Below are 21,527 nucleotides of genomic sequence, written 5' to 3' on the forward strand. Positions count from 1 at the left end.
TAGGGTTCGGAGCAAATTTTGTGCAATCCGAACCCTATAATCTGCCCCATCTATAAAACCCATGAACTGTGCGCCCTATCCTATACCTATACTCCCTTCTTGCCCTGTTGTTTAGCCATTCCTTCATTATGGCAGAGGTTCGCACCGTAGAGTTCAATTTTTATAGTGAAAAAGTTCGCCTCAGCTACAATACCGACCTGCTTCAAGTACCCAAGCCGGTCATCGAGGGAAAAAACATCAAAAGTTATTATACCTTACTGCAACGCACTGCACATCAATTGCTGTTGAATGAGTTAAAAAATCAACGGAATACACTTGCGCTCAACGATTGGTTGTATTACGAAATGCTACGCAGCGCAACGGAACAAATCTTCAATGGGCGTTCCAATGCCGAAAAGAATTTGTTGTTATGGTTTTGTATGTCTGAAAGTGGTTTTGATACCCGTGTGACTTTTCGGGAGCAGCGCGTCTTTGTATGTGTGTATACCACCAATGAGATATACGAAGCACCCTTGATTGAAGATCGGGGGCGTACTTTTGTCAATTTGAGTGCAAGCAATACCAAAGCGGATGAAGAAGGCGTTTTTTTGCTTGACTTCGCCGCGAAACCAAATGGAAAATCTTTTGTCTTTGGTTTAGGTGTACTTCCGGGACTAAAGCCTCAAGTGGAAAAAAAGTCGCTGGGATTTACCTACAAAGGGCAAAATTACAGCCTGGAAGTCAATTTCGATCGCAATTTGGTGCGCATGTTGGAACGCCACCCCCTGATTGACGAGCGAGAATACCTCAAGGCCCCCATGTCGGAAGTTTTGCGTAGCAGTTTGCTGCCTCAACTGACCCAACTGATTAAGGGAAAAAGTGGGATGGAAGCATTGGAACTACTGACGGTGTTTACCCGTTCTTGTTTCAAGTATAAAGAGGACAAGGAATATTTTGGTCGGAGTAAACCAATGGTTCCTGACGAATTGTTCCATTATCCTTTTTCCGATTGTGAAGACCGCTCGGCACTGTACTACGCCCTGGTGAAAGAACTGCTGGGTTGGCCTATGTTGATTATTGGATTTCCTGATCATTTGACCATTGCGGTCTCAATCCCCGAATTTGATGGGGATGCTATTGAATATCAGGGACGAAAATATTACTTTTGTGACCCGACGGGACCCGCCAATTCTGCAGAAATTGGACGCCTGCCGGAAGAATTTATCGGCCAAGAATACGAAATTTTGGGGCAATTCAATTAATCCTGCAAAATTTTTAGTTCTTTTGCCCAACTTTACCGCAATTCTGGGATTATTTGCTTTAATATGGCATTCATTTAAATTTTGAAATCAATATGTACTGGACGTTAGACCTTGCGTCTCACCTTGAAGACGCACCATATCCGGCTACTCGCGATGAGTTGATTGACTATGCGATTCGCTCTGGCGCTCCATTGGAGGTCATTGAGAACTTGCAAGTAATGGAGGACGATGGGGATGAACTGTACGAAAGCATTGAGGACATTTGGCCCGATTATCCCAAAAAGGATGACTTCCTCTTCAATGATGATGAGTATTGATTGATTCGGGTTCTCCCGCATCAACCACGACATAGAGGCCCCGCCCAACAGCGGGGCTTTTTTGTGTTTTGCCTTGAAAAGTTGAGTGTTGACATGTTTCAAATAGCTATCGACGGTCATTCCTCCTGCGGAAAAAGCACCTTGGCTCGTGCCCTTGCCCGCGAGTTGGGCTACATTTATATCGATTCCGGTGCCATGTACCGGGCCGTTACTCTCTTTTTTTTAGAAAACCAGGTCGATCTATACGACCATACAATGATTCAGCAACACCTGGGTCAGGTTGAGGTGAGTTTTTCCTTGGTTGAAACCGGCAATCGTACCATACTCAACGGGCGCGATGTGGAAGATCGCATTCGGGAGATGGACGTAGCCGCTAAAGTAAGCCCGGTAGCAACCATCCCAGAGGTCCGACGCAAAATGGTTCAACGCCAACGCGAACTAGCCAAAAACCACGGCGTAGTGATGGATGGTCGGGACATTGGTACGGTCGTATTTCCTCACGCTGCCCTCAAAATTTTCCTGACTGCCACCGTTCAACGGCGAGTGGAACGAAGGCAATTGCAACTGTTTGAGCAAGGGCATATCGTAGATTACGAAGACATCCTGCACAACCTTTACGAGCGCGATTACATCGATTCTACCCGTTCTGACAGCCCTCTGATGCGCTCACCAGAGGCTATTGTGATCGACAACAGCAACTTAACTCCCGAAGAACAACTAGCCATTTGTGCCCTATTGGCCCGGCATCGCATGGAAATGCACTAGATTTTCTATTCCAACGGTCTATTAAAGAGACATATGAGATCCTCCAACACACCTCTAATCCTTAGTGGGCTTTGCCTGCTCATTCTGATCGCCTGCTCCCCTGATGGCAGTGCCTTAAAATGGCTCCACAAGACTGAACGGCATTGGGCCAAATTGGAAAAAGAACAACCGGAATGGGCCGAAATGCTGGATCCCACCGCACTTGAAAGTCGACTGGATTTTTTAGCCACAGCATTGACAAAGGCGCAAGATTGGACAAAGCAGCCATTGGATCCTGCTGTCAAAAATAAAGTGTCCGCGCTTAGTAATCGTTTGCAGACCGCCCAAGATCACCTACTCAGCCAACAAAAAGACCCTTGTGTATACAATCTGGGCTTGCGTTTGCAGGAACAGTTCTCGCCTGACCGACCTTTTGAAATGAGCCAATTGGAAAAATTACAATTACAGCTGGATCAAGCCGCCAACTATTACCAACAGGCCAGGCAGAAATTAACCGAACCTGTTCCCGCTCAGTGTGATTCAGCAATCGCTCAACACATCAGCAGCATTACTTACCTGAGAGAAGAATTGGGAAAAAAAATAATGGATAGCAATTTGCCCAAGGTGATGAGCAAACAATTGGAGTATAAAATCAATCAATCTTGTTTGTACATGAAAGATTACCTGGCCTGGTGCCGGAGTATGGCTTTTGAAGCAAGGAACTGATTACAAATCCTTTACCGAATTCCGATCCGTCAAAATGTCTTTCAGCTCCTTGAGAAAGGCATATTGGTGAGGCATTACTTTTTTAAAGGCTTCTTTGAAGGCCACAAAAGTGCCCTGGTTCATCTCGTTTTGGAACTTGTCCTTGAGCTGAACCGCATCTTCGTAGAGCATGGATTTGAGCGAAGGGATGTCATGCCACTCCCCTTCTACGGCGTAGGCTTCTTCTTTGGCGCCGTTTTCTGAGTGGATTGGGTCCAATTCGATGAAACGATCGGCATCGCTGATGAGGGAATTGGGAGCCTCGGCCTCAGTTTGATTTTGAGGAATGGCCCATTCTTCAGAATCAGGGGCATTCACCAAAAATATTTCCAGGCCGCGCTCGCGGAACCGATAAATGATCAGGTTTACTTTTTTTGCTAAGCTCATATCCTAGGATTCCCTCTTGATGTTGTTAGAACCTTTCAGCAAACAAGACTGAATCAAAAAGGTTCATTCGTGCAAAGAACTGGATAATTGGTGGAAAAACCAAATGAAATGTAAGGAGGGGCATTGTTCACACTTTAGACAAAAGGTAGGTTCAACGATCGCAGGTTTTAGAGCCTCCATACCCTTCAAGATTCCCGTAAAACAATGGAGCGACTGAATACACCACAGCACTCAATCGCTCCATTGTTTTTACAATAATGATCAGGATTTCTCCTTACCCATTCACCTCCTTCTCCAGCGCTTCAAAAAACTGCTTCGACAACATGTTCGCTACCGGGGTAATCACCCGCCCGCCCATGGTGGCGAGCATGCCAGAGAGTTTTACATCTCCGGTGAAGCTCACTTCCGTTTGGGTATCGGAAAGGGCTTTCATGTTCATGTTGACTTCCGCGGCGGCGTTGCCGATTTTACTGTTTTGCTGAATGATCAGTTTGAAGGATTCGGGTTGCACTTTGTCCACCATTTTGAGGTTGCCCGAAAAAGAGCCGCCAACCGGGCCGATTTTAACTTCGGCTATGGCTTTGAAGTTTTCGTCATCGATTTTTTCCAGTTTGGTGATGGCGGGGGTAATGCGCGCCAGGATTTCTGGATCCATCATCATGTCCCAAATGGTTTGGGCAGGAGCGTTTACGGTGTAGGTTCCGCTGAGCGTCATAAGTTAAGTTTTGGAGTTGAGGGGTTGAGGAGTTTAGAAGTTGAGGCTACCACGAGCGACACTTCGACTCCGCTCAGTGACCACTCGCGGCAGCCTCAACTTCTAAACCCCTCAACTTCTCAACCTTTCATTGAATATTTTTCCGGTTCCGCATCAAATTTAATCTTGCAGCCATCGCAGCAAAAATAAATCGGTGTACCGTTTTGTTCCACAATGTATTTGGCCATGCCCAGGGAAATGGGCATTCCACAAACGGGGTTCGTGACGATTTGGGGCCTTTGCGGGTCCTCTATTGCTTCAGTTTTAGCCTCAGTAAAAGGAGCCGAAAAATATTCGAAAGATACCTCTTTGGTGCGGTATTCCTGAATAATTTCCGCCAAAATGCTGATGGCCACCTCTTGTGGGGTTTTGGCATTGATGTCGGTTCCAGCTGGCGCATGTACCTCATCCAATTGCTCCTGCGCAATGCCCATGTTTAGCAGGTTGGCAAAAACTGCGTCACGCTTTTTACGACTGGAGATGAAGCCCACATAGCGGCATTTGACCCTCAGTGCGGTTTTTAGGCCCCGTTCATCGTTGTCGCCCTGAGTTGCCACCACGATGAAGGTGTGTTTATTGAAAGGAATACCCCCGAGGTCAAAGTTGCTTTGGTGATGATCCGCTTCGGGGAACACTTCAGCATTGGCTTCTTCATTGATCACGGTGAGGCGGAAGTCGATGCCTTTGGCGGCCTTCATCAGGGCGCGGCCAATGATGGATTTACCGATGATGACCAGGTGCGGCTTGGGCATCACAGGTTCGATGTACAAGTCCACCTCACCGCCGCTGTAGCAGGTCATTTTGTATTCTTTGACGCCCCGGGGCGGGTCAGTCTGGGGCGAGGGACTCACCCGCACGAGGCGGGGTTTGCCATCGTCCAGGGCTTCGGTGACTTCCTTGAGCACAATGGAATACACACAGCCGCCGCCTACCCAACCTTTCAATACTCCAGTTTTATTGACGAGGGCTTTGTCGCCAGTTTTGCCGGAACTGGGCGCTTCGTTGCGCACCACCGTCACCGTCGCGAAGGGTTCACCTTGCGTGATGAGGTCGGAAGCCATTTCGTAAATTTCGTTGTTCATTTTTTTAAAGTTAAATGCTGCACAACAAGTCCTCTAATTCCAACATACTCTCCAGATTATGGGCAGCATGAAAATGATCGATGTACGGCAGCGCTTCGCTCATGCCGCGGGCGCTGGGTTCGTAATCGCGGGTACCTTTGAGGGGGTTTAGCCAAATCAAACGCCGGGTTTTGCGGCGAATTTTTTGGATTTCGGATTCCAACGTTCCTTTTTCACCCGTATCAAGCCCATCACTTAGCACAATGACCATAGAGGAACGGGTCAAAATCTGGGGTGCAAAACGCTCGTTGAAATCGCGGAGGCATTCCCCTATTTTGGTGCCACTCGACCAGTTGTCGGCCTGAGTACTCAATTGGAACAACGTTTTTTCCAAACCATTGGTTTTCAAAACCTCCGTGATGCGCCTTAAGTGGGTACTGAACACGAAGGATTCCACTTGTTCAAAATATGATTGCAACGCCCAAACAAAACGCAGCAGGAAAAAGCTGTACTTGTCCATCGAGCCACTGACGTCGAGCAAAATGATCAAACGCATCTTGCGCGGCTTTTTGCCCCGGTAGCGCAACTCAATGGCTTCACCGCCGTGGGGCAAACTGGCTCGTATGGTCCGTCGCAGGTCGATGGTTTCACGGGTGTACCGCCTTTTCATCCGCCGCTTGAGGCGTTTGCTCATTTCGCGCCACAGTTTTTCAGCAATTTCTTCCAAAATACTGGCGTCCATTTCTGCTACTTTTGAAAAGTCGGTTTTGCGCAGCCGCGCGGTGGCATTGCCTCCGGTTACCGTTTTGCTGTCCTCTTCCTGGTTTTTATCTCCATCCCCAAAACCCCACACGCTCAGCACGCTGGGCTGTTTGGGCAAATGTTGGGGGTTGGTAATTTTTTGCCGGGACTGTTGGCGTTTCGGGTCGTCGTTTTTGGTTTCCCAATAGATGCCAAAAAGCTTGTCAAACAGGGCCAATTGGTCTTTGTTGCAACAAAACAGGGCCTTGAGTGCGTAGTAAAAGGTAGCTTTTTCCTCAAACAAACCCAGTTCCATCGCGCGCAAGGCGGAGAAGGTTTCCTCTACGCCCACGTTGAGCCCTCGGCTGCGGGCAAATTGGGCAAAGCCAATGATGGATCGGGTAAATGTTGCTTGGTTCATCAATCATTAAGCCATTAGTAAAGATTCAACCCCTTCTTCCTGCAACATCTTAATGTCCTCCGTCGATTTCAAAATACATCCATAAGTACGCGCTACCGCCTGAACATCCAGGGTTTGATACCCCAGGGTCATCAGGCTCAGCGCCCAATCGAGGGTTTCGGAAACACCCGGTGTTTTTTGCAATTTCTTTTGGCGCAAGGCTTGGATGAAATGCACCAATTGGGTCGCCAGCCTTTGCTCAATCTCTGGAAAACGTTTGTACACAATGGCCAATTCTTTTTCCATCGAAGGATAATCCACCCAGTGGTACAAGCAGCGCCGTTTGAGGGCATCGCTCAATTCACGGGTCCGATTGGAAGTAAGGATGACGTAGGGAATGTGCTGCGCCTTGATGGTGCCCAATTCCGGAATGGTGATTTGAAACTCCGACAACAACTCCAGCAAAAACGCCTCAAACTCCTCATCGGTACGGTCAATTTCGTCAATGAGCAAAACGGGGGATTTGTCCTTGGCCGAAATGGATTGCAACAGTGGCCGCTTCAGGAGATAATCCTCACTGAAGATGTTTTTTTCCTTTTCGGCTTCGTTGAGCGTGCTGTGTTCCTGGATTTTGATACCCAGGAGTTGTTTTTGGTAATTCCATTCGTACACTGCCGAGTTGATGTCCAAACCTTCGTAGCACTGCAAACGAATCAATTGGGTATCCAGCAAACGCGCCAGCATGTTGGCCAGTTCGGTTTTGCCAATCCCCGGATTGCCTTCCACCAGGATGGGTTTGCCCAATTTCAGCGACAAATAAACTACAGTAGCCAGTTCTTCTTCAATGACGTAACCCAGGCGGTCGAAACCAGCCATGAGGGAGGAGATGTCTTGGATCGGTGAATGCATTCGGAATGGTTGAGGGATAGTTGAGAAGTTGAGAAGTTGAGAAGTTGAGGCTACCGCAAGCGATTTTGACATATCCTTGTCCAAGTCTCCTGCGGTAGCCTCAACTTCTAAACTCCTCAACCTCTCAACTTCAATTTACACTGCTTCAATCACTCCTTTTTCCACCAAAATATTCCACACCTTTTGGGGCGTAATTGGAATATCGATGTGGGTAACTCCAAGGTGTGACAAGGCGTCGATGATGGCATTCGCAATAGCGGGTGGCGCACCAACCGTTGGCGACTCCCCTACCCCTTTGGCCCCAATTGGGTGGTGGGGGCAAGGCGTAATGGTGTGACCAGTTTCCCAACTGGGCGACTCAACCGCCGTAGGAACCAGGTAATCCATGAAAGAACCGTTGAGCATATTGCCGTCTTCATCGTAGATCAACTCCTCGAACATGGCAGGTGCCAGGCCCTGGGTTAAACCACCATGAATCTGGCCTTGCACAATCATTGGATTGATGATGTTGCCACAATCGTCGATGGCCACAAAGCGGCGGATTTTGATGCTACCTGTTTCCGGGTCGATGTCTACCACGCAGATGTACGAACCGAATGGGAAGGTCAGGTTGGGCGGATCGTAGTAATGGGTCGCTTCAAAGCCCGCCTCCATGCCTTGAGGGTGGTTGGTGTAGGCGGCAAACACGAGTTCCTGAATGGTTTTTGACTTTTCAGGCGCTCCTTTTACATAAAATTTGCCTACTTCCCATTCCAGGTCTTCTTCACTCACTTCGAGCAGATAGGCAGCAATTTTGCGCGCCTTGTCCCTCAGTTTACGGGCAGCTACCGCGGCGGCGGCACCAGCAGTAGGTGTACTACGGCTGGCGTAAGTACCCAGGCCGTAAGGTGCGGTATCCGTATCTCCTTCTTCGATATGAATGTGCTCAGCGGGAATACCCAGTTCCTGAGCGATGATTTGGGCGTAGGTCGTTTCGTGACCCTGACCTTGGGATTTGGTACCAAATCGGGCAATGGCCTTGCCAGTTGGGTGGACCCGAATCTCGGCCGAGTCAAACATTTTGATGCCCAGAATATCGAAGTCTTTGGACGGCCCTGCCCCCACCACTTCGGTAAAGCTACAGATGCCAATGCCCATCAATTCGCCGCGTTTGCGCTTTTCAGCTTGTTCTTTGCGCAGCTCATCGTAACCCACGATATCCATTGCCATTTGAAGGGCAGGTCCATAATCACCGCTGTCGTATTCCCAACCCAATGGAGAGTGGTAAGGGAATTGCTCCTTTTTGATGAAGTTTTCCATGCGCAATTGGGCAGAATCTTTGCCTATTTCCAAGGCCAGGCGATCTACCATGCGTTCAATGGCGTGAACGGCTTCAGTTACGCGGAAAGAGCAACGGTAGGCCACGCCGCCGGGTGGTTTGTTGGTGTATACCGCATCCATCTCCGTAAAGGCGACGCCATAATCATAGGACCCCGTACAGATGGAAAACATTCCCGCCGGGTATTTGGAGGGATTGGCAGCAGCGTCGGTATAGCCATGGTCGGCCAGGGTTTTGATGCGCAAACCCTGAATTTTTCCGTCCTTGGTAGCCGCCAATTCGCAGGTCATGTCGTAATCACGGGCAAAGGAATCGGCTTGCAGGTTTTCCATGCGGTCTTCGATCCACTTCACGGGTTTACCGATCAACACAGAGGCAGCGATTGCGATCACGTAGCCTGGGTAAACTGGCACTTTGCCACCAAAACCACCTCCAATATCGGAAGCGATGACCCGAACTTTTTCTTCCGAAAGTCCAACGTGGCCAGCCACCAGGGCAATCACCGTACGGATGGCGTGCGGTGCCTGTGTGGTCATGTACATTGTAAGATGGGCCTCAACGGGATCAAAATCAGCTACACAACCACAGGTCTCAATGGAGGCTACGTGGATGCGCGGGATGTACACCTGTTCCTTTACCACCACGTCTGCGTTGGCAAAAAGTTTGTCGGTCGCCTCGCGGTCGCCAGCTTCCCAGTGCCAGATGTGGTTGTCGGTTTTGCCTTTGTCGGGGCGCAGAATGGGCATCCCGGGATCAAGGGCTTTGTGCGGGTCCATGATGGGTTTCATGGGCTCGTATTCCACTTCCACGGCCGCTACCCCATCGGCTGCAATGTAGCGCTCGGTGGCGATGACTGCACAAACCTCCTGGGCGTAATACATTACGGTGTCAGTAGGCAACACCATTTGAGTATCCGACATGAGGGTGGGCATCCAGTGTAGGTTGTATTTCTCGAGGTCACGCCCGGTAATGACGGCCAACACGCCCGGAATTTCCAGGGCTTTGGTCGCATCGATGTTGAGGATTTTGGCGTAGGCATAAGGGCTGCGTACAATGTCCATGTACAACATGCCGGGCAGCTTGACGTCGTCCACGTAATGGCCTTTGCCCTGTAGGAAACGGGCATCCTCCTTACGTTTAAGGCCGTGGCCCATGCCGCCGATTTCTTTGGATGTATTGCAAAACATGAATTGTCAATTTAAAAGATTAAAAACTCAAAAAGCTTCTTAAGCCACAGTTTCAGCGGCAGGAGCCTCGGCTCCTTGCATTTTTTGAGCAGCATATTGTACAGCCTTCACAATGTTGTTGTACCCCGTACAGCGGCACAAGTTTCCAGAAATACCCCAGCGGATTTCTTCTTCCGTTGGATTCGGGTTGCGTTCCAGCAAATCAACACAGCGCATGATCATGCCAGGGGTACAAAAACCGCACTGTAGACCATGTTCTTCTTTAAATCCCTCTTGCAAAGGATGGAGGCCACCTTGAGCCAGGCCTTCGATGGTTTTGATTTCCTTGCCATTGGCTTGCACTGCATAAACCGTACAAGACTTAACCGAACGCCCATCCATGAGCACCGTGCAGGCTCCACAGCTGGAAGTATCACAACCAACGTGGGTACCAGTCAGGTTGAGGTTTTCGCGAATGAGGTGCACCAGCAATAGGCGTGGCTCCACATCCACCGTATGCGCTACACCATTGATATGAACAGTAATATTTGCCATTAGAATAAAAGTTAAGGATGAAAAACTAGGCTCCCGCGCGTTCGAGGGCTTTGTGAATGGCCCTTGCCGTAAAAGTTTTGACAATCGAGCGCTTGTAGGCGATTGACCCGCGCAAATCCGGGTTAGGATCACAATCCTGTGCCGCCATCTTGGCTGCTTGTTGGATCAAATCCTCGGTAAGCACCTGGCCGCGCAACAAGTCCTCGGAGCGAGTAGCACGCATAGGAGCCGCACTGACATTGGTAAGGCCGATACCGATCTGGGCACATTTGCCGTCTGCATCCAGGCTGAGTTGAACTGCGGTGGCGGCGGTGGCATAATCGCCCACTTTGCGCTCCATTTTTAAATAGGCCCCACCACTACGGGCTGGAGGAATTGGAATGCGGATTTCGGTCAGGATTTCATCTGCTTCGAGGGCAGTGGTAAAGAAGCCCAGGAAAAAGTCGTCGATGGGGATTTCGCGATCACCATTGGGGCCAGCGGCTACTACACTGGCACGCAGTGCGAGCATTACCGCTGGATGGTCGTTGGCGGCATCGCCGTGGGCGAGGTTACCCCCTACGGTGGCCAGATTGCGTACCGAAGGGTCGGCGATCATTTTGGTCGCATCGGCGATGAGGGGGTACTTTTGGTGAATCAAACTAGATTCTTCGAGCGCCACCTCTTTGGTGAGCGCTCCAATTTTAAGGTAGCCGCCCTCCTCCCGGATGTACTCCAGGCCCTGGATGCCACTGATGTCAATCACATGTTCTGGAGTGGCCAGGCGCAGTTTCATCATAGGGATGAGACTGTGCCCTCCAGACATGATCTTGGCATCGGAACCATACTTTTGCAGCAAAGCGATGGCTCCTTCCAGGTTTGCGGGCGCTTCGTAATGAAATGCTTGCGGAATCATGTAGGTCTATAAGTTTATAAGGTTATCGTATTTGTTTGCGATTTGAAGAACCGATGGTACCAACGACCATTGAGCAAGACCGCCAAAAGGATCAAGCCTGTTCCCAGGAAATATTGCAATGGGTTGCCGGAAATGAGTTGGGCATACACCAGGGGAATGATCCCTAAAGTGGCAATACCCACCGCTAGCCCGGTTCTTTTACCCCGGTAGTTCCAGCACAGTGAGATTAAAACGGCGAAAGCCAGTGGAATTGAAAGGAAGCCCAGTACGTTGGCCTGGTAATTGTGAATTTTGGCACCACTACACATCACCACTACACTGGAATAGCCAAAGGCACAGAATGGGCACTTGGGAAGAATAGCCACAAGGAGCGTCAGCAGGAAAGACATGCGTTGCCGTTTGCGCTGTTTTTCCTGCCGCTTGCACCCACAAGACTGCACCTTGTTGGTCAGTGGTGGCGTCATGGTTCTGATATTAGGTTGTGGTTCACAATTGTGTTAAATGTAACTAAAAAACCGGATGAATGTTTTGAAAAAAAGTAAGAATGTGAAAAATAAATTACTCCTGACAGGCTGGAATAAAATTAAATAGGCTTTGGGGTGTTTTCACAGAATATTACGGAAGGTGCCGTTACCCCATTACGTTTCGCGACACTATGGCTTAGCCAAATAATGTTTTTTATCACCATTGCATGGCTTATTATTAAAAAAATTAAAAAAACTTTTCGAGCTTTTATAAAAAAATTAAAAAACTATCTAGATTTGTTAAACTTCTTTTGATTCTTTGTCACCTATTCTCGATATGTCAGTTAAAAAAGACAAAAACAAACGTGGTTTAATCAGAGAGCTTTATTTCTCTCGAATGTTGTCTTGCGCCGATTTATGCGACAAGATGGACAAGAGTTTACCCTTGATCACTAAGTTAGTCAATGAGTTAATTGAAGAAGACAAAATAGTAGAGAGTGGCCTGGCGGCTTCTACCGGCGGAAGAAGACCCGTGATGTATTCGATTCGGGAAGATGTCAACTATATCGTTGCAGTGTCTATGGATCAGCTCATCACCCGCATCGCCTTGTTGAATATGCACAACGAGTTCGTTGGCGAGATGATGAAGGTAGATCTGCCTTTGAAGGGAAACGACGAAGCCTTAACTATTTTGACCCAGGCTATTGACGCATTTGTTCAAAACAGCCTGGTTTCAAAGGAAAAAATCATTGGTATAGGCATTGCTATGCCGGGATTTATAGATGCTCAAAAGGGGATCAACTACTCCTTTTTAAAGACAAACCGGAGCATTACTCATTTCATTTCCAAAGCCTTAGAGCTTCCGGTTTTTATTGACAATGATTCCAGTTTGATCGCTCTGGCAGAACTGAGGTTTGGCGCAGCCATTGCTGAAAAAAACGTCATGGTAATCAATATGGGTTGGGGCGTAGGCCTGGGAATGATTCTGGATGGGGCACTTTACCGGGGTGAAATTGGTTTTGCCGGTGAATTCAGCCACATCCCACTGTTCAACAACAACAAACTCTGTAGCTGCGGCAAACAAGGCTGCCTTGAAACGGAAACCTCTCTTTTGGTACTCGTCGAAAACGCTAGAAAGGGTTTAAAAGCTGGTCGGATATCCTGCCTGCAAAATGTGCCTTTTGACATACCGGAAGAGGCGAACAAGATGATCATACGGGCGGCCCTGGAAGGTGATCAATTTGCGATAGAACTACTTTCAGATATTGGATTGTTCGTAGGAAGAGGCGTGGCCATATTGATTCATTTGCTCAATCCCAAACTGATCGTTTTGAGTGGCCGCGGGGCTATGGCTGGAAGAATCTGGAAAGCACCGATTCAACAGGCATTGACGGAATACTGCATTCCCCGGCTCGTTCACAATACCGACATCAAAGTATCCGAACTGGGTCATCAAGCCGAAATGATCGGCGCTGCAGCACTCGTCATGGAAAACATTGAGCGATTGAAACCCACAAAAATAGACATCCCCAATTACGAGCAAGTCTTGTAAGGGCAGTAAGAAATTTGTTTTTACACTTATTACCATCTTAAACTTTGCACTCTATGAAAAAAAGCCTACTTCTGCTTATTGTGTTGTTTTGCACGATGAGCTACAGCGCTTTCGCTCAAAAGGTATCTGGTAAAGTAACCGGAGCCGACAAGGAGCCACTACCCGGCGCTTATGTACTTGTAAAAGGTACTTCAACGGGTACAGTAACTGATGAGAAAGGGGAATTTTCACTTACTACTGCATTGACGAATACGCTCGTTTTTTCCTTTACCGGATTTCAGAGTTTGGAAGAACCGATCAATGGCCGTAACGTAGTGGATGTGGTCATGGTAGAAGCGGCTTCTCAATTGGAAGGAGTCGTCGTTACCGCCTTGGGCATGAGCAAACAGCAAAAAGCCCTGGGTTATGCCAGCAGTACCATCAAAGCAGAAGACCTGACCAATGCGGGCACACCCAACCTGGCGACTGCCCTGTACGGTAAAGCTCCTGGTGTGCGCATTGCTGCAACTCCCGGGGGTGCCACTAGTGCGGTCAACATCAACATCCGTGGGGTTAACTCCATCACTGGCCGCAGCCAGCCCCTGATTGTACTCGACGGGGTACCGATCCGCGATGGTGAAGTGCGCAACAACGACTACTGGAGTGACCAACGCCTCCGTGGTAATGGCCTTTTGGACATCAACCCTGAAGACATCGACAACATCTCGATCCTGAAAGGTGCTTCTGCAGCTGCATTGTACGGCTCCGAAGCCGTAAACGGGGTAGTGTTGATTACGACCAAAAGTGGAAAAGGCAAAAAAGGCATGAACGTGGACTTCAACGCCAGCTATGGTGTGGACAACGTAGCCTATTTGCCAAGATACCAAAACATCCGTGGTGCAGGGGCGCCCATCCATGTGAACAATGGTGGCCAGGATGCTGAAGGTTTTATTTATTACGACACCAACGGTGATGGCACCAAAGAAACTCGTGGTATTTTGAACTATTCCATCAACTTTGGGCCAAAATTTGACGGCAAGCCAATCATGGGCTGGGATGGTATTATTCGCCCATACGAAGCTCAGGAAGACAACTATGCAGGCTTGTATCAGCAAGGCCACACTGCAAACGTTAACGTTGCCGTTTCACAGGCCTCCGAAAACAGCAACATCCGTTTTTCTTTGACTCGTCAGGACAACGCGGGCTTGAGCCTCAATGCTGGCAACCAGAAAAACATAGCCAACCTCAATAGCACCTTCCGTTTGGGTAGAAAATGGTCAACCGATCTGATGGTCAACTACATCAACCAAAAGACCGAAAACCGCCCCTACTCTATCGACCGGATGATCAACAACTTTACCGGGATGATTGGCCGTTTTGACAACGCCGATTGGTACCTGAACAAGTACCAGACCAGCCGTGGATATCGTTTCGTTACTGGTACTGGGCAGAGTTTGACACCTAACGAAAACATCATATACAACGGATTCAAAGGGGATATCGCTGATTACGTTTGGCGGGTCAACAAAAACCTGCTGGATGAATTCAGCAATCGGGTAATCGCCAGTATGACCCACCACTACCAGATTTTGCCTGATTTGAAATTCCGGGGTAGAATTTCTACAGACTTCACTTCCGAGCGCATTGAAACTAGAAACTACACCGAAAGACCATTGGCCTTTGGTAACTCTGGCTATTTTGGCTTGGAAAACAACCTTTACTCTATCCTTTATGGCGATGCATTGCTGACCTACACCAAACGTTTATCTCCTGACTTTGAGTTGAATGTAATGGGTGGTTACATGGCGACCAAAGATGTTGCTACTTTTGTAAGCCGGGGTACCAATGGTGGTTTGAGTACAGAAAACCTGTTTGACATTGCCGCATCAATTAACGTAGCCAATAGTGGATCCAGCCGTTCCGCCCTGGTGAAAGACGCCTACATTGGAACAATTAACCTTGATTACAAAGGATACTTGTTTGTAGAAGGTACCATCCGCCGCGACCGGACTTCTACCATGAACCCGGAGAACAACAGCTTCATTTATCCTTCGGTCAATACCAGCTTCATCTTCAGCGAAGCCTTCAAACTGCCTGAGTTCATTTCCTTTGGTAAACTCAGAGGATCTTATGGTGTGGTAGGTAACTATCCAGACATCTACCGTGCGAACATCGCGTACAACCAGGGAACCCTGGGCGTTCAAGCAATTGGAGGCTCTCCAGTGCTGTACACCAACATTTCTTCTTCTTTTGGCAACGACCTGATCCGTCCTGAGCAAAAGAAAGAATTGGAGTTTGGTTTGGAAGCTCGTTTCCTGAAAAACCGTATTACGTTTGAAGCATCTTACTACAATGCCCAGATCGTAGATCAAATTTTGCCGCTGACTGTGGCATCTACTTCTGGAGCTACCTCCGTCCTAACCAACATTGGTACCCTGCGCAACAAAGGCCTTGAATTGGCCCTACGTGGTACAGTTGTCAAATCGACTAATCTTTTCTGGGAAATTGGGGTCAACTACTCCAGCAACAAAAACGTAGTTGAAAAACTGGCAAACAACGCCACTGAATTGTTACATGCCGATTACGATGGTAGCGCAGCGCAGTTGCGTTCCGTAGTTGGTCAGCCTATGGGTGACTTCTATGTACCACCCGTTGCTACCAATGCTAGTGGTCAGCAGATTGTCAATGCCAACGGTTTGTACCAATTGGATTCCCGCAACTGGAAAAAGGTTGGTAATGCCATGCCTAAGGCAGTAGGTGGCTTTTTCAGCACCCTGACTTTCAAAGGAATTACCCTGGACGCCTTGGCCGACTTCCGCTTCGGCGGCCATGTGATGCCAACGGGTATCAACTGGATGATCAGCCGTGGTTTGTTGGAGGAAAGTACCAAATACATGGATAAAGAGAGTGGTGGTTTGAGCTACTATGTTTCTAATGGCAAAGGGGTGCAAACTACTAGCGACAAAGGACCAAATGGCGAAAAAGTGTTCAACGACGGGATGTTGATCCCTGGAGTACTGGCAAATGGCGAACCCAATACCAACGTCATTTCGCAGGCTTTCTACTACTGGAACACTTACAACTGGGGTGGCCCTCAGTACAGCTCTTCTCGGTATGAGTTGTACGTCGTGAAAAACTCTTACATCAAAATGCGGGAGTTGACACTGGGCTACAACTTGCCACAAAGTATGATCAGCAAGTTGGGCTTCAGCAAACTGAACTTGTCCGTATTTGGCCGCAACCTCTTCTATTTCTACCGGACGATTAAGGATATTGACGCAGAGCAGTTGACCTCGGGTTCTCGCTGGACTCAAACCGTCAACAACGCGGGTACCAACCCCTCTTCTCGCACCATGGGTGTGATGATCAGAGCCAGCTTCTAATCCTTGTTTTTCATGGTAAACTTGAAAATTTGTCAACAATGAAATCAAAAATTTATATAGCGTTTTTCGCTTTGGTGGTGTTGTCGGTGGCCTGCCAAAAATCTGACTTCGCATCGAGCTATGCCGATCCTTCTAAAATCACGGCTACTACAGTTGAAAAGCAATTCACGGGCTTTTTGAATGCCAACAAGTGGTACGTTTTGCCTGATTACTGGAATTACTTCGTGGTCCTGCGTACCTCTCTGCAACGCTGGAACCAAGCGGTGGGCTGGGTGAATTCCGACAACCAATACATTCCACCCTCAGCTGGTTTAGGTGACCGTTGGAACAACTACTACAGTTTCTTGGCACAGTACCGCGAATTGGAAAAAGTCATGGGACGAGGCGAAGAAGTCGACAAAAAAGATCGCCGCATTTACATGATTGCCGCCACCATTTACCTCTATGACCACACTCAACGGGTGGTAGATTTGCATGGTGACATTCCATTTTCTACTGCTGCTTTGTTGAGTACAAATGGTGGGGATTATGAAAAATCTTACGCTAAATACGATGGTGCCGAAGCCATTTATGCCAAAATGCTGGATGATTTGAAAGCATTGGCGGATGAGTTGAATACAATTACCGTTTCTCCAGGAATCCAGATAGGTTTCAAAACCCAGGATTTCCTCAACAAAGGTGATGTTGCTGCTTGGAAACGTTATTGCAACTCCCTGCGCCTGCGCATGTTGACCCGGGTATCCGGGGTAGCTTCCCTGCAAGCAAGGGCTAACAGTGAAATCGGCAGCATCCTGGCTGATCCCGCCAAATATCCGGTTGTCACTACCAATGCGCAAAATATTCAAATCAATGTCTACGATTTGAACACCGATATCCACTCCAAGAACTTCCGTTCTGGTTTGGAAGATTGGGATGGCAACGTTGCGGGCAAAAAGATGATCGACCACATGAAAACGAGCGGCGACCCTCGCCTGCGCGTGATGTTTGAGCCAGGGCAAAATGCCAAGGGTGAATACATTGGTCTGGACCCACTTTCAGATGCTTCTACCCAAACTGCACTCGTTGCTGGTGGTACTTTGTCTTTGTACAACCGTTCTACCATGAGCCGCAACCAGTTCTTCCCCGGTGTGGTCATCAATGCTGCTGAAGTTAGCTTGCTCATCGCTGAATATTACCTCAAGGCCAACAACGATGCACTAGCCAAAGCGGCCTATGAAACAGCCATCAAGCAGTCGGTAGAATTTTACTACAACCTGCGCAAGTTGAGCAATGACGCCACTACGCCTGCACCTGCTGCAACAAATGATACCGAGATCAATGATTACATCACCAGTGCTGCAGTGAACTGGGGAAGCAACACCGACAAGTTGAACCTGATTGCTACTCAGAAGTGGATCCACTTCAACGTGGTACAACCAGTGGATCTTTGGGCTGAAATCAGACGCCTGGATTTGCCCAAACTTAGCTTCCGTGACGATCCAGCCAATACTCAGAAACAACCACCGGTACGTTGGTTTTACCCAACCAGCGAGTCCATTTACAATCCGAGCAACTACTCTACCGTAAGTGGTAAGGACAATTTGGCTACCAAGGTTTTCTGGGATGTAAAGTGAGTTTCATACCTTATTAGATATTTGAACTAGCTTTTTTTATTTTTGATAGACTGCTAATGAGTTCTGCTCGTTAGCAGTTTATTTTTTATACACCGCATATCATGAGCAGGAGTCAGTTGTTTTTAGCTTTGGTTTTCCCTTTAATGGTTCTGATTTTATCCAATGCCGGAAAGAATCAGCGGGCATGGGTAGTTAATGATCCAGCTTCGGCTCCAGCTGATTCCATTACCAAAGGCAAAAAACTGGCCCTGATCCACTGTCAGCGTTGTCACCTCTTTACTGAACCTGCCCTTTTGGATAAAAAAACCTGGGTGAGCAGCGTACTTCCCAATATGGGTCTGCGCTTGGGGGTCAAAACCAAGGACGCCCCAAATACAGCTTCCCTCAATCCCGAGGATGCCAAAACCCTGCAAGAATGGAACATTTACCCCGAGCAACCCTTGTTGTCGCTCAAAGATTGGAACCTGATCGTCAAGTACTTTGAACACGAAGCGCCCAGTCAACTGCCCTTACCTACCACAAATGCTCCTCAGCAACTCAGTTCTTTCTTGGGGCAGTACGTCAGTTTCGGAGATCGCCAGTTTCCCCAAACCACCATGATCAAATACGATGCTCGATCGGGGCACTTTTTTATTGGTGATGCCCACAATGACCTATACCTGATGAACACCCAATTTCAACTGGTCAATCAATCCCAAATCAAAAGCCCGGCGGTGGACATGGATTTTCCCCGCAACAAAGCCCCCCGCTTACTGAGCATTGGTTCCATTGTGCCTTCTGATCAAAAACAGGGAGAATTGCACGCGCTGGACGGCGACCCGAATGGGCTCAAACTTGGCCCTCTGGCCCGACCCGTACAATTTGCCGCCGGGGACTTGAATTGTGACGGGAAAGAAGACCTGGTGGTTTGTAGTTTTGGCAATCACCGGGGCCAGCTGGCCTGGTACGATCAGGGTGACCCTACCAAAGAGCACATCCTCAGCACCTTGCCTGGAACCCGGCAGGTAGAAATTCGGGACATGAACGGGGATCAAAAAAATGACCTGGTCGTGCTGCGTGCCCAGGCTTACGAAGCAATCAGCATTTATTACAATCAGGACCAAGGGCGTTTTGAAGAAAAGGTAGTCTTGCAGTTTCCTCCCGTGTATGGCCTGAGCTACCTGGAAATGGCCGACTTCAACCAGGATGGTTTCCTGGATTTGTTGGTTACGAATGGGGACAATTGGGACCTGTCCGCCATTTTAAAACCGTATCACGGTATTCGTATTTTTTTGAATGATGGCAAAAACCAATTCAGCGAAAAATTCTTTTATCCCCTCTATGGCACCAGCAAAGCCCTGGCCCGTGATTTTGACCTGGATGGCGATTTGGATATTGCGGCCATTGCTTTTTACACCAATCTGGAGCAGCCCGAGCATGGTTTTGTATTTCTGAACAACGATGGAAAACTAAACTTTACTGCCGCTGTAACTCCTGATGCAGTGGCGGGAAAATGGCTGTGTATGGAGGCGGGCGATTTTGATCGGGATGGCGATCAGGACATCATTTTGGGGTCTTATTTTCATACAGCGGCGGAGGTGACGCAGTTGGCAGTGCATAGTGTGAGTAGTTTTCCGCAGTTGTTGGTGTTGTATAATTTGAAGAATCAATGAGTATTCACCTACTTGGCAATAGGTTTCTTTGCTTCCGCGCTGCCTCAAGCCTATTTTCAATAATCAAACAAGGCGTCCGTAGTCAACGAATTTTGCACTAGACTCCCGGCATACTCATTTTGTACTAAACCAAAAGTGGTGATAAAGGTGAGGAAAATGGACTTGCGTGTAGCGGTTGTGGCCTTAAAAACGCCTATTTTTTGGCGTAAACTGTCGGCGTAAGCCTTTTCTATAACAAAGCGATTGACCGAAAATTTCATCTCGCAGAGGTTGATGGTCTGGTCTCTGCGATCAATCACCAAGTCCACTTGTGCCGCATTCAGTCCGTCGTTGCCCTGCCATACACTTGATTGCGTTTGCACGCTGCCGATTCCCAAAGCCCGTTTTATTTGGCCAAGGTGTGCTCTACAAATTTGCTCAAAAGCATAACCGCTCCAAGCACGAACTTCGGGATTGTCCATGCGGTCTAGCCATGAATTTTGGTCGTTCAGGTCGGCATTCTTGATGAATTTGAGATAAAACAATGAGTAAAAGTCAGCAACCTGGTATTGGACATTGCGCGTGGTGTATCCAAAAGATTTATATCGGCGAATAAATCCACTTTCTTCCAATTCGGACAAGATGCGGGTCAGACTGCCCGCGTTTGAAAATGGCGTTTTTTGCACCAACTCCTCTCGACTCATTCCTTTGTTTTTTTTTGCCAATGTTTCGATGATCAAGGTATGTTTGTCGGCAGCTTTAAAGAGTGAAGTATAAAGGTTATCAAACTCCGTTCGTAGCATTCCATTTTTTGTAAAACACAATCGATCAATATTTTGAGTCGCCGTCAAACCTTTTTCTATTTGCTCCAGGTAAAAAGGTATCCCCCCAGTGACCATGTAAATTTGGAGGATCTGATACCGTTCATAATTCATTCCTCGCGACCTGAAATACTGTTCGCATTCAGCCAAGGTAAAGGGTTCCAAAATAAGGCGATGAGTCACACGATTGTGCAAACCACCGCGATGGTTGATGAGGTTGTTGATCATCCAGGAGGCCGCCGAACCACACACGATCAGTAAAACATCGTTACGCGAACTTGCCCAACTGTTCCAAAAATGCTCAAGAGCAGGAATGAAACCCGATTTGGGCGTATCTAGCCAAGGTAATTCATCCAAAAAAATGATTGTTTTTTCAGATTCGTCTTTTATTTCTAAGATGGAAATGAGTTGCTGAAAGGCTTGAAACCAATCTTTCGGTTGTCGAAAACGCTCAGCTTGAGGATAACGACCAACCAAAGCCGTGTGGAAATTGCTCAAGTGCTGACGCGTTGCTACATTGGCAACGCCAGTCATATAAAAACTAAAGGATTTGCCAAAAAACTGTTTAACCAAATAGGTCTTGCCAACCCTTCGCCGACCATATATTGCCACAAACGCAGGTTTGCGGCTTTCTTTTAATTGCTCAAAAACGTTTATTTCTTCTTTCCGACCAATTATGTTTTCCATGTTCGTCAAATTTTTGGCTTCAAGTACAGTAAAAATCAAGTTAAAGCCAAAAATAAGATTAATAATTGGCTTTAACTTGATTTTTTTGAGAGTTAGAGCCAATTATGTATGGTGATAGCGTTTTTCGTAGGTGGTCTGCGTACT

Annotated in this window: 18 protein-coding genes; 8 read left to right on the top strand and 10 right to left on the bottom strand. The window is 47.9% G+C overall.

The features are described from left to right. Positions 1–68: 68 nt before the first annotated feature. The 4 genes from ACO08K_RS04045 (at position 69) to ACO08K_RS04060 (ending at position 3,028) form a co-directional block, all read left to right on the top strand. The gene (locus ACO08K_RS04045) at positions 69–1,241 is read left to right on the top strand and encodes a hypothetical protein (protein WP_421795116.1); all 1,173 of its coding nucleotides are present in this window, start codon (positions 69–71) and stop codon (positions 1,239–1,241) included. 92 nt (positions 1,242–1,333) lie between these two features. Then, on the top strand, positions 1,334–1,558 hold the full coding sequence (locus ACO08K_RS04050) for a DUF2795 domain-containing protein (protein ID WP_373549181.1): 225 nt from the start codon (positions 1,334–1,336) through the stop codon (positions 1,556–1,558). Positions 1,559–1,651: 93 nt separating this feature from the next. Continuing rightward, entirely contained in the window at positions 1,652–2,323 is a 672-nt protein-coding gene (cmk, locus tag ACO08K_RS04055; RefSeq protein ID WP_421795117.1) for a (d)CMP kinase, read from the top strand. A 33-nt stretch (positions 2,324–2,356) separates the two neighbouring features. After that, a complete protein-coding gene (locus ACO08K_RS04060) occupies positions 2,357–3,028 on the top strand; it encodes a hypothetical protein (protein WP_421795118.1) in 672 nt (223 codons plus the stop codon). Here the strand turns inward: ACO08K_RS04060 and ACO08K_RS04065 are convergent, their stop codons facing one another. The 9 genes from ACO08K_RS04065 to ACO08K_RS04105 all read right to left on the bottom strand — a co-directional run bounded on the left by ACO08K_RS04065 (position 3,029) and on the right by ACO08K_RS04105 (position 11,717). Next, positions 3,029–3,454, bottom strand: a complete 426-nt coding sequence (locus tag ACO08K_RS04065) for a hypothetical protein (RefSeq protein ID WP_421795119.1) — start codon at positions 3,452–3,454, stop codon at positions 3,029–3,031. It lies immediately after the preceding gene. Positions 3,455–3,728: 274 nt separating this feature from the next. Then, positions 3,729–4,169 carry a CoxG family protein gene (locus tag ACO08K_RS04070; RefSeq protein WP_421795120.1) on the bottom strand — a complete coding sequence of 147 codons (441 nt, stop codon included), beginning with the start codon at positions 4,167–4,169 and terminating at the stop codon, positions 3,729–3,731. 119 nt (positions 4,170–4,288) lie between these two features. Further along, on the bottom strand, positions 4,289–5,290 hold the full coding sequence (locus tag ACO08K_RS04075; protein WP_421795121.1) for an XdhC family protein: 1,002 nt from the start codon (positions 5,288–5,290) through the stop codon (positions 4,289–4,291). Between the two features lie 10 nt (positions 5,291–5,300). Continuing rightward, positions 5,301–6,431, bottom strand: coding sequence for a vWA domain-containing protein (locus ACO08K_RS04080; protein WP_421795122.1), 1,131 nt, complete (start codon positions 6,429–6,431; stop codon positions 5,301–5,303). A gap of 6 nt (positions 6,432–6,437) precedes the next feature. Continuing rightward, positions 6,438–7,319 (bottom strand): AAA family ATPase, encoded by an 882-nt coding sequence (locus ACO08K_RS04085; protein WP_421795123.1) that lies wholly within the window; start codon positions 7,317–7,319, stop codon positions 6,438–6,440. Positions 7,320–7,454: 135 nt separating this feature from the next. Beyond that, on the bottom strand, positions 7,455–9,824 hold the full coding sequence (locus ACO08K_RS04090) for an aerobic carbon-monoxide dehydrogenase large subunit (RefSeq protein WP_421795124.1): 2,370 nt from the start codon (positions 9,822–9,824) through the stop codon (positions 7,455–7,457). Between the two features lie 39 nt (positions 9,825–9,863). Beyond that, complete coding sequence (locus ACO08K_RS04095) at positions 9,864–10,358, bottom strand: (2Fe-2S)-binding protein (protein WP_421795125.1); 495 nt, start codon at positions 10,356–10,358, stop codon at positions 9,864–9,866. A gap of 25 nt (positions 10,359–10,383) precedes the next feature. Continuing rightward, positions 10,384–11,253, bottom strand: a complete 870-nt coding sequence (locus tag ACO08K_RS04100) for an FAD binding domain-containing protein (protein WP_421795126.1) — start codon at positions 11,251–11,253, stop codon at positions 10,384–10,386. Positions 11,254–11,267: 14 nt separating this feature from the next. Beyond that, complete coding sequence (locus ACO08K_RS04105; protein WP_421795127.1) at positions 11,268–11,717, bottom strand: hypothetical protein; 450 nt, start codon at positions 11,715–11,717, stop codon at positions 11,268–11,270. A gap of 337 nt (positions 11,718–12,054) precedes the next feature. On the opposite strand from ACO08K_RS04105, the gene ACO08K_RS04110 reads away from it, so the two are divergent. From ACO08K_RS04110 to ACO08K_RS04125, 4 genes are all read left to right on the top strand, one after another. Further along, entirely contained in the window at positions 12,055–13,269 is a 1,215-nt protein-coding gene (locus ACO08K_RS04110; RefSeq protein WP_421795128.1) for an ROK family protein, read from the top strand. Between the two features lie 53 nt (positions 13,270–13,322). Next, positions 13,323–16,631, top strand: a complete 3,309-nt coding sequence (locus ACO08K_RS04115) for a SusC/RagA family TonB-linked outer membrane protein (RefSeq protein WP_421795129.1) — start codon at positions 13,323–13,325, stop codon at positions 16,629–16,631. A gap of 38 nt (positions 16,632–16,669) precedes the next feature. Beyond that, positions 16,670–18,244, top strand: coding sequence for a SusD/RagB family nutrient-binding outer membrane lipoprotein (locus tag ACO08K_RS04120; protein ID WP_421795130.1), 1,575 nt, complete (start codon positions 16,670–16,672; stop codon positions 18,242–18,244). Between the two features lie 101 nt (positions 18,245–18,345). Further along, a complete protein-coding gene (locus tag ACO08K_RS04125; protein WP_421795131.1) occupies positions 18,346–19,896 on the top strand; it encodes an FG-GAP repeat domain-containing protein in 1,551 nt (516 codons plus the stop codon). A 56-nt stretch (positions 19,897–19,952) separates the two neighbouring features. On the opposite strand, the gene ACO08K_RS04130 is transcribed toward ACO08K_RS04125, so the two are convergent. Next, positions 19,953–21,383 carry an AAA family ATPase gene (locus ACO08K_RS04130; RefSeq protein WP_421795132.1) on the bottom strand — a complete coding sequence of 477 codons (1,431 nt, stop codon included), beginning with the start codon at positions 21,381–21,383 and terminating at the stop codon, positions 19,953–19,955. Positions 21,384–21,527: the final 144 nt, after the last annotated feature.

The organism is Haliscomenobacter sp., from assembly GCF_965225875.1.
Taxonomy (GTDB): domain Bacteria; phylum Bacteroidota; class Bacteroidia; order Chitinophagales; family Saprospiraceae; genus Haliscomenobacter.